This is a genomic window from Longimicrobium sp., assembly GCF_036399255.1.
Lineage (GTDB): Bacteria > Gemmatimonadota > Gemmatimonadetes > Longimicrobiales > Longimicrobiaceae > Longimicrobium.
In genome coordinates this window covers 39,300-49,279 of record NZ_DASWNM010000102.1, presented here as the reverse complement: position 1 = coordinate 49,279, position 9,980 = coordinate 39,300, and the positions used below count along the sequence as shown (strand labels likewise).

Below are 9,980 nucleotides of genomic sequence, written 5' to 3'. Positions count from 1 at the left end.
CAGCGCGTCCAGCGGCACGAACGCGGCCGGCACCATGTAGTCCGGCAGGCGCGTGCGCGCGTGCTCGCGCAGCTCCGCCGCCCCCACGCCCTCGGGCGAGACGACGTACGCAACCAGCCGGCGGTCCCCCGGCACGTCCTCGCGCACCACCACCACCGCCTGCCGCACACCCGGGTGCGTCGCCAGCACCCCTTCCACCTCGCCCGGCTCGATGCGGAAGCCGCGGATCTTCACCTGCTGGTCCAGCCGACCCAGGTACTCCAGCTCCCCGGAAGCGAGCCACCGCGCCCCATCGCCGCTGCGGTACAGCCGCGCCCCCGGCTCATCGTACGGATCGGGAACGAACCGCTCCGCCGTTAGCGCCGACCGCCCCAGGTAGCCCCGCGCCACCCCGGCGCCGCCCAAGTACAGCTCGCCCGGCACGCCGATCGGCGCCGGCCGCATCCAGGCGTCCAGCACGTACAGGCGTACGTTGTCGATCGGCGCGCCGATCGGCGGCAGCAGCGGCCACGCCCCCGCATCGTCCGCGAGAAGGTGCGCGCTCACCACGTGCGTCTCCGACGGGCCGTAGTGGTTGTCCAGCCGCAGCCCGGGGTTCGCCCGGTAGAGCGCCAGCAGCTGCGGCGTTGAGCGGAGCGCCTCGCCAGCGGTGATGATCTCGCGCATCTCCGGAAGCCGCGCGCCCTCCGCCGTCTCCGCCAGGTTCTGCAGCGCCGCAAAGGGGAGAAAGAGCCGCTGGATGCGATGCTCGCGCAGGTAGCCGACCAGCGCCTCCGTGTCGCGCCGGGTTTCTTCGTCCACAAGGACCAGGCACCCGCCCGCCGCCCAGGTGCTGAAGATCTCCTGGAACGAGACGTCGAAGCTCAGCGAGGCGAACTGCAGCGTCCGCGCGGCCGCCCCGTCGCCGAACCTCGCCAGCTGCCAATGCAGCAGGTTCACCAGCGCGCGGTGCGGAAGGGCGGCGCCCTTGGGCCGTCCGGTGGTTCCCGAGGTGTACAGGACGTACGCCAGGTTTTGCGGATCGACCTGCACCGGGAGCGGGCCGTCAGCCTCCGCGGCGATGGCTCGGGCGTGCGTGTCCAGCAGGAGCAGCGGTGTCTCCTCGCGCGGCAGGCGCGCGGCTACGCCGGAGGTGGTGATGAGGACGGCGGCGCGGCTGTCCCGAAGCATGTACGCGACACGGTCGGGTGGATAGCCGGGGTCGACCGCCACGTATCCGCCCCCCGCCTTGAGCACGGCGAGCACGGCGACCGGCATGTCGACTGACCGCTCCAGGCTGACGGCCACGCGCACGTCGGGCCCCACGCCCATCGCCCGCAGCCGCCGCGCAAGCCGGCTGGAGCGCGCGTCCACCTGCGCGTACGATAGCGTCGCTCCCGCGAACTCCAGCGCGGGCGCGCCGGGAGCGAGCGCGGCCCGCCGCGCGAACAGGTGGGGCACGCACACGCCGTCGGCGGCGAAACGCTCCGTCGCGTTCCACCCCTGCACCACCCGCGCACGCTCGTCCTCCGGCAGCATGGACAGGGCGCCGACGGGCACGTCGGGCGTGGTGACGGCGGCGCGGAGCAGCGCCTCGAAGTGCCGCATCAGCCGCGCCACCGTCGCCGCGTCGAAGAGCGCCGCCGCATACTCTACGTATGCGCTCAGCCCCTCGGCCCCGTCGTGCACCAGGACCATTAGGTCGAAGCGCGCGGTAGCGGCGGTGTCTGGGAGGACTGGCGCACGCAGCCCCGCCATCTCTAAGTCGCCGTCGGGCACGTTCTGGAGGCCGAACATCACCTGGAACAGGGGCGAATGGCTCAGCGAGCGGGGCACCCTCAGCTCCTGCACCAACTGCTCGAACGGCACGTCCTGGTGCGCGTACGCCTCGAGCGCCGTGTGGCGCACGCGCTGCAGCAACCCGCGGAAGGTGGGGTTTCCCGAGATGTCCGTGCGCAGGACGAGCGTGTTGACGAAGAAGCCGATCAGCCCTTCCACCTCGGCGCGCGTGCGCCCCGCGATCGGCGACCCCACCACCACGTCCTCCTGCTGCGCATAGCGGGAGAGGAGGAGCTGAAACGCGGCCAGCAGCACCATGTACACCGTGGCGCCCTCCCGCCGCGCCAGCGCGGCCAGCGCGTCGCGCAACGCCGGCGGCAGGGTGGCGTGGACGATCCCGCCCACGTGACTCTGCACCGCGGGGCGCGGACGATCCGTGGGCAGCTCCAGCAACGTGGGCACGCCCGACAGCCGCGCCTTCCAGAAGGCCAGCTGCGCGTCGAGCACCTCGCCGCGCAGGTGGCGGTGCTGCCACACGGCGTGGTCGGCGTACTGCACCGGCAGCTCAGGCAGCGGCGACTCGCGCCCCGCGTGGTACGCCGCGTACAGCGCGCCCAACTCCCCGTACAGCACCCCCGTGCTCCACCCGTCGCTGACAATGTGGTGCATACACAGCAGCAGCGCGTGGTCCTCGTCGGCCAGCCGCACCAGCGCCGCCCGGAACAGCGGCCCCTCGGCCAAATCGAACGGCCGGACCGCGTCCTCCTCCGCCAGCCGCGCCAGCGCCGCTTCCCGCGCCTCGGGGGCCAGCCCGCCCAGATCCAGCCGGGGGAGGGCGTACGGCTCCGGCGCCGTTAGGATGACCTGGGCGGGATCCCCCAGGCCGCCTACCCGGAACACCGTGCGCAGCGCCTCGTGCCGGCGCACCACCTCGCCCAGCGCCCGCTCCAGCGCGCCGACGTCCAGCGACCCGTGCAGCCGCCGCGGGAACGGGATGTTGTAGAAGGCGCTCCCCGGCTCCAGCTGGTCGAGGAACCACAGGCGCCCCTGCCCGAACGACAGCGGCAGCGGGCCGTCGCGGGGCTCCGGACGCACCGGCGGCAGGAGCGTGGCGCCACTCTCGCCCCGCTGCACCCGCTCCACCTCCAGCGCCAGCCCTTCCACCGTGGGGTGCCAGAACAGGGTCCGCAGCGGCAACTCGACGCCCAGGACCCGCCGCACCCGCGAGAGCACCCGCGTGGCGATGAGCGAGTGGCCGCCCAGGTCGAAGAAGTCGTCCCGCGCGCCCACCCGCTCCACCCCCAGCACCTCGCCCCAGATCCCCGCCAGCACCTCTTCCACTGGCGTGCGCGGCGCGTACACCGCCGCGCTACCGCCCCGCTCCGGCGCGGGGAGCGCCCGGCGGTCCACCTTGCCGTTGGGGGTGAGCGGAAGGCGGTCCAAGACGACCACCGCGCCCGGCACCATGTACTCGGGCAGCGCTGCGCGCACGTGCTCGCGCAGCGCCCCCGGGTCGCCGGCGGCACCCTGGCGCCACACCACGTACGCCACCAGCCACCGGTCGCCGGGCACGTCCTCGCGCGCCAGCACCACCACGTCGCGCACGGCGGGATGCGTGGAGAGTACGCTCTCAATCTCCCCCAGCTCGATGCGGAACCCGCGTACCTTCACCTGGTGGTCGATCCGTCCCAGGTAGTCCAGCGACCCGTCCGGGGTCCACCGCGCCAGGTCGCCCGTGCGGTACAGTCGCGCGCCGGGCGCGGGCGAGAAGGGGTCGGGGACGAAGCGTTCTGCCGTGAGCCCGGGACGCCCCAGGTACCCGCGGGCCAGCCCGTCGCCCGCCAGGTACAGCTCGCCCGGTATCCCCACCGGGACGAGCGCCATCCCCGGGTCCAGCAGGTACACGCGGGTGTTGGAGATCGGCCGCCCGATACTGGGTGCGCCCGCCTCCCCCGCGGCCATGCAGGCGAAGGTCGAGTAGGTGGTGTCCTCGCTGGGACCGTACAGGTTATAGACGCTGTGGGCCGTGGTGTGGGCGTATAGCGCGTTCGCCAGCTCGCGCGGCAGCGCCTCGCCGGCCAAGTTCACCACGCGCACCGAGGGGGGAATGGCGCCCAGGCGCACCAACTCGGCCCCGGCGGAGGGAACGGTGTTCACAAGCGTCACCCGGCCGCGGGCGGGAAGCGCACCCAGCTGCAGCGCGTTCTCAGCCAGGATCACGCAGCCGCCGCGGCCCAGCGGCAAGAAGATCTCGAAGACCGACAGGTCGAACGACACCGAAGTGGAGGCCAGCACGCCTTGGAGCACCTCGTCGGGGAACACCTCCGCCGCCCACTCCAGGAAGGCGACCGCGTTGCGGTGCTCGATCTGCACCCCCTTGGGCCGGCCGGTGGAGCCGGAGGTGTAGATCAGGTACGCCAAGTCCGCCGACGCGGCCGACGGGGGGGGGTCGCGGTCGTCCGCCGGGGCCCCTTCCCCCGCACCGCCGTCCACCAGCACCACCCGCTCCGGCGCCGGCGAGACGCGGCCAGCCAGCCGCTCCTGCGTAAGGAGCACGGGGGCACCGGCGTCCCGCACCATGAAGGCCAGCCGCTCGGACGGGTACGCCGGGTCGAGCGGAAGGTAGACCCCGCCCGCCTTGAGGACCGCGAGCATCCCCGCGACCAGGTCCGGCGTGCGCTCCAGACAGATCCCCACCGGCACGCCGGGGCCCACGCCGTAAGCGCGCAGCCGGTGCGCCAAGCGGTTGGCGCGCCCGTTCAGGGCCGCGTACGAAAGCTCGTCCTCGCCGAACACCACCGCTGTTCGTGAGGGCGTGCGCGCCGCCTGCTCCTCGAAGCGCTGGTGGATGAGCGCCTCGCGCCGATACGGCGCCTCCGTGCGATTCCACCCGTACAGGAGCTCGCGCTCCGGCGCGGTGAGCAGGGGGAGCGCGGAGATGCGCGCGTCCGCGCCGCCCGCCACCCCCTCCAGGAGCAGCCGAAAGTGCCCCAGCATGCGGTGGATGGTGGCCGCGTCGAAGAGGTCCGTGTCGTACTCCACCCAGACGCGCAGCCCCTCGTCCACCTCCTCCACGGCCACGGTCAGGTCGAACTTGGCCACATGGCTCTCGCCCTGCACCTCCCCCATCTCCACCCCCTCCAACTCCAGCTCGCCCGCGGCCACGTTCTGCAGCGCGAACATCACCTGGAACAGGGGCGAGTGCGACATGCTGCGCTCCGGGCGCAGCTCCTCCACCAGCTTCTCGAAGGGGACGTCCTGACGCTCGTAGGCGCCCATCACCTCCTCGCGCACCCGCGCCAAGAGCGCGCGGAACGAGGGGTCGCCCCGCAAGTCCGTGCGGATCACCAGCGTGTTAACGAAGAAGCCGATCAGCCCCTCCACCTCGGCGCGCGTGCGCCCCGCGATCGGCGAGCCCACTACCACGTCCTCCTGCCGCGCGTATCGCGAGAGCAGGACTTGGAATGCGGTCAGGAGCACTATGTACAGCGTGGCGCCCTCCCGCCGGGCGAGCGCCTGAAGGCCATCGCGTAGGGCGGGGCCGTACATCACGTTCAGCAGTGCCCCCCGGTGCCCCTGCACGGCGGGACGCGGACGATCGGTGGGGAGCTCTAGGAGGGTCGGCGCCCCGGCCAGCCGCTCCCTCCAGTACGCCAGCTGCTCCTCCAGCGCGTCGCCGCGCAGGTGCTCGCGCTGCCACACCGCGTAGTCGGCGTACTGCACCGGCAGCTCGTCCAGAGGCGACGGCTCGCCCCGGCGGAACGCCGCGTACAGCGCGCCTACCTCACGGAACAGCACCCCCATGCTCCACCCGTCGCTGACGATGTGGTGCATGCACAGCAGCAGCGCGTGGTCCTCGTCAGCCAGCCGCACCAGCGTTACCCGGAACAGCGGCCCCTCCGCCAAGTCGAACGGCCGCTCCGTGTCCTGCGTCGCCAGCCGCGCCAGCGCGCCCTCGCGCGCCTCCGGCGCCCCGGCCCGCAGGTCCAGCGTGGGAATGACGTATGGCTCGGGCGCGGCGAGGGCGACCTGCACCGGGTCGTCGCCCTCGCCGCCCCGGAACACGGTGCGCAACGCCTCGTGCCGGCGCACCACCTCACCCAGCGCGCGCTCCAGCGCCCGCACGTCCAGCGGCCCGCGCAGCCGGCGCGCGGCGGGAAGGTTGTAGAAGGCACTCCCCGGCTCCAGCTGGTCCAAGAACCAGAGCCGCGCCTGCGCGAACGAGAGCGGCAGCGCTCCGGTGCGCGCCACCCGGCCCACGTGCACCCGCGGCGCGCTCCCCGCCCGGCGCAGGAATGCCATCAGCTCCGGCTTGCGGGCGGCGATCTCGCGGCGCATCTCGGCCGTGAGCGCCTGCGGAGGGGCGCTGAAGCGCAGCGCCTCTCCCTCCGCCCACACCCTGATCCCCGACCGTCCCAGCTGGGCCACGAACTGGAGGGTGGTCACAGCGATCCCTCTTCGCGGTCCTCTCCACCAGCCTCTTCGATGGACGCGGCGACCGCCGTGCCGGCCCAGCGCAGCTCCTCCACATGCGCCGCGAGCTCTTCGACCGTGGGATGGTCGAAGAGGCTGCGCACGGGGACCTCGATGCCTGTGCTCTGCACCAGCCGCGCGGCGATGCGGATGGCCAGGAGCGAGTTGCCTCCCAGCTCGTCGAACCGGTCGCGGATCCCCACCCGGGGCTTTTTGAGCACCTCCGACCAGAAGGCGCAGAGCGATTCCTCGAGCGGCGTGCGCGGCGCTACAAACCCGTCTTCCATCTCGTGCTCCGATGCGGTGATGCGTTGGGACGGCGGGCCTCGCTCGAGAGCGGGCCCGGAGCAGCCTTCAATAACCGGCGGGAATCTGCTCGCGTACGGTGCATCCGAGCGCGGCGGCGAGGGAGCCCAGCTCTTCACCAAACGCCGTCCACTCGGCGTGGGGGAGCGAGGGCGAGACCATGCACCGCACCAGCAACCGGCTACGGAGCGCGGCCGTCCGGGCGCGATGCTCCTCCAGCCGGGCGGCGAGCTCCGCCGCCGCGTCGGCGTGGCCCAAGGCCTGGAGCGCGTGCTCCACGATGCGGACGTGCACTAGGGCGGCGTTGGCGTCGGCCAGGTAGGTATGCGCTAATGAGGACAGCCGCTCCTCGTTCCCGATTTCGTGCGTCGCGCGCAGTTGGGCCAAGTAACGGTCGTCCAGGGCGTCGGGCGCGGCCGCGTCCCGGCGGTCGAGGATCCGGGCGCATTCGGACAGGAGCAACGCCAGGAGCGCGTCCGGGTCCAGCGGGCGAAAGGCGGCGGCGGGGCGCACGCGCAGCAGCCAGTAGCGCGGGTCCCAGTCGGGGGTAGGCGCGTCGCCCACATAGGTGTCCCAGTACAATGCCGTCACCTCCCGCAGCATCGCGCCGGAAAGGGTGGCAGGGGCGTACTCCAGGCTCAGGTTGTCTTCCCGCACGTGCAGGTAATCCAACAGATGGAACTCGTCCGCCGCCCGGTCGTAGCCGCGGACGATGAAGAAGTGCAGCTTGTCTTCCTCCCCGTGCCCCACGAAGTACGGCAGCGGCCGGATGTTGGCGGGCATCACCACCGGGCCGCCGTCCCGCAGCAGGTCCCGCAGCACCCCGCCCACCGCCTCCTTCTCGTCCACATACGTCAGTTCGAAGCCGATCCCCGCGAGCGGCGCGAACACCGCGTCGGCAAAGGCGAAGTGCCCGCGCCCGGGGACCACGAAGAACCCGTCGGTGCCCCACGCGCGGTACAGCGAGGCCATACACAGCAGTAGGAGATCGTACCCGGGCGCCACCTCGTCGCAGAGCATCGCCTGGGGGCGAAGAAAGCAGTTGACCTCCGCCCAGTCGAACACGACCCGGGCGGCGGGGGACGGGCTGGGCTGCATGCTAAAACTGGAAGGTGTGGCTGTACTTGAGCAGGATGGTGCGGCTGCTGGTGAACGGTAGTGTGGGCTCTACCCGGTACCGGTCAGTGTTCATCCCCTCGTTGACCACCAGGTAGAAGTCCCGCCCGTCGCGCGGGGTGTAGCGAAAGCGCAGGTTGCCCGTCACCCCGTCGGCTAGACTGTTGTACTGGACGAAGGTGGTCAGCGTGAAGCGGGTGTTCAACGTGGTTTCGGCGCGCAGCCGCGCTACGTGGGCCGTGAACTCCTGGCCACGCTCCCCGAACTGCACCCAGTTAACTTGGTAGGTGGCGGCCAGCTCCAGGAACCGGGACGCGGACCATGTGGGACCTAGGGAAAGCGTCACCCGCCTGCCGTCGTAGTACGTGCCGGTGTTCAGCGCGGTGCGGTGGCGCAGCATTCGGGCGGGCGACGTGTTGTGCGTCACTTCGAAGCTGGTGAAGCCGTACTCCCCAACCGGCACGCCCACCTGCGGCGTCAGGGCGAACTGCGTCAGCACGTCGTCGAACGACCGGCGCACCCGGGCGACCAGCGTGGCGCCGCTCCGAAAGGTCACCTCGAGCGTCGGGGAGATTTCGCTGGTTTCCACCGCACCATCCACATTGCGCAAGTGCACGTTGCCGTCCAGCCCCACCTGCAGCCGCTGCACGCTGCGCTTGCCTCGGAACACCCGCCCGTAGAAGAGGCGGTCACCCAGCCGCGTGTAGTCGTCGCGCAACTCGAACCCCATCTCGGGATTGTAGTCCCGGCCCGCCCGCGCAACGCTGAACTGGTACCCGAATCCGTCGAACCGCCTGCGCTCCCACAGCGCGCGAAGGCGGGCGCTGGAAAGGTCCACCACGCCGGAGGAGAGCGAATCATCGAAGGTCTGCGCCCAGTTCAGAGTCAGGTACTCGTCACCGAACAGGCGCAGCACTCCGTCCAGCCCGTACGCCACGTTGTACCCACCCCCCTCGGCCAGGCGCGAGGTGGCGATGCCGCCGACATAGGAGTAGGGGTTCAGCACCTGCCGACGCAGCCGCACCACGCCAAAGTTCTCCGACGGAAGGTCCAGCGCGTCGTCGCGGGCGGCCTGCATGTTCAGCAATCCCACGTCCCACTCGCCGATGCGTCCCACTAGACGAGCGCCGCCCAGTAGGCGCACCTCGCCCCCCTGATGCAGCCCGATCCGCCGCGTGTAGAACAGTCGGTTGCTGCCGCCCAGATCGTACTGGAAAATGCTGGCCCGCTCCTGGAAGAAGCGCCGCTTCTCGGGAAAGAAAAGGGAAAAACGGGTCAGGTTGATCTGCTGGTCATCGGCCTCCACCTGCGCGAAGTCCGTGTTGACGGTCACGTCTAGCGTTAGGTTATTCGTCACCCCGTACTTTACGTCCAGCCCCACGTCCTGCGAGGGGTTGTCGATGCGGGCGTACCCCGTGGTGTCGGCGTTAAGGAGAAAGTCCTGCCCCACCCCGGCCAGCACGTACGGCGTCACCTGCACCGGGTTGCGGCTGCGCAGCCCCGTCATGTGCACCGTCTGCGCCCGCGAAGGCTTGGCGAAGCTCCAGAACCCCCACTTGGGCTCGATCGCCGGATACGTGGCCATCTCGTTCTTGGAGGCGATCAGCCGGTAGGTGATCAGCCCCATCTCCACGTCGCCCCCCTGGTCCTGAAAGCGCAGGCTGGAGATGGGAATGCGCATCTCCGCGTACCAGACCGAGTCGGTACGCGTAACCTCAGCGTCCCAGAAGGTGTCCCAGCTGTCGTTGTTGGGCGTAGACCCCGCCGCGTCGCCCGAGATCGCCGCGTCGGAGCGGGCGCCGCTGGGCGAGACCACGAAGATGAGCGCAGTTTCGTTGTCGTGAAACGAATCCAGCACCAGCGCAAACTGGTCATTGGTCAGGTTCCACGAGTCGCGCTTGAAGGTGGTGGCTTGGATGCTTCCGGGCGTCGCGTAGCAGCGGCAGCTGGCGTACACGTACGCGCCATCGTACGCCAAGCGGACCTCAGTGCGCTCGGTTGGATCCCCACCGTAGCTGGGCCAGTGCTTCACCATCGGCACGGGCTCTATTGAATCCCACACCGCCTCATCCAGAACTCCGTCGAGCCGGATGGGCTCCGACACGCGCCTGATGACGTACGGGGGGGCGTCCACAGCCTGACCGACGGCCGCGGGCGCAAGGGCCAGCGAGCCCAGCAGCAAAAGGAGCGCGCGAGTGCGCAGTGACATGCGCGTATTCAGCGGGGGACGGAAGCCGTGAGGCCCGGGGCGCGCCGTCAGGATTGGCATTCTAGAGCTCATAATCGGTGAGAGTGGGTGCGCGAGCGCGTGTCACGGAAGGCCGGAT

General features: G+C 71.0%; 4 protein-coding genes. All 4 read right to left on the bottom strand.

Annotation, left to right across the window (positions count from 1 at the left end):
* A partial coding sequence (locus VGC13_RS18945; RefSeq protein WP_331126847.1) for an amino acid adenylation domain-containing protein occupies positions 1-6,204 on the bottom strand: 6,204 nt, incomplete at its 3' end.
* Positions 6,201-6,518: a phosphopantetheine-binding protein gene (locus VGC13_RS18940; RefSeq protein WP_331126846.1), complete on the bottom strand. Its 318-nt coding sequence runs from the start codon at positions 6,516-6,518 to the stop codon at positions 6,201-6,203. The genes VGC13_RS18940 and VGC13_RS18945, both read right to left, overlap by 4 nt.
* Before the next feature lie 67 nt (positions 6,519-6,585).
* A complete protein-coding gene (locus tag VGC13_RS18935; RefSeq protein ID WP_331126845.1) occupies positions 6,586-7,635 on the bottom strand; it encodes a hypothetical protein in 1,050 nt (349 codons plus the stop codon).
* 1 nt (position 7,636) lies between these two features.
* On the bottom strand, positions 7,637-9,862 hold the full coding sequence (locus tag VGC13_RS18930) for a carbohydrate binding family 9 domain-containing protein (protein WP_331126844.1): 2,226 nt from the start codon (positions 9,860-9,862) through the stop codon (positions 7,637-7,639).
* Between the last annotated feature and the right edge of the window lie 118 nt (positions 9,863-9,980).

Coding starts and splice junctions, on each gene's coding strand:
- VGC13_RS18940 (WP_331126846.1), bottom strand. CDS start 6,518: ATGGAAGACGGGTTTGTAGCGCCGCGCACGCCGCTCGAGGAATCGCTC.
- VGC13_RS18935 (WP_331126845.1), bottom strand. CDS start 7,635: ATGCAGCCCAGCCCGTCCCCCGCCGCCCGGGTCGTGTTCGACTGGGCG.
- VGC13_RS18930 (WP_331126844.1), bottom strand. CDS start 9,862: ATGTCACTGCGCACTCGCGCGCTCCTTTTGCTGCTGGGCTCGCTGGCC.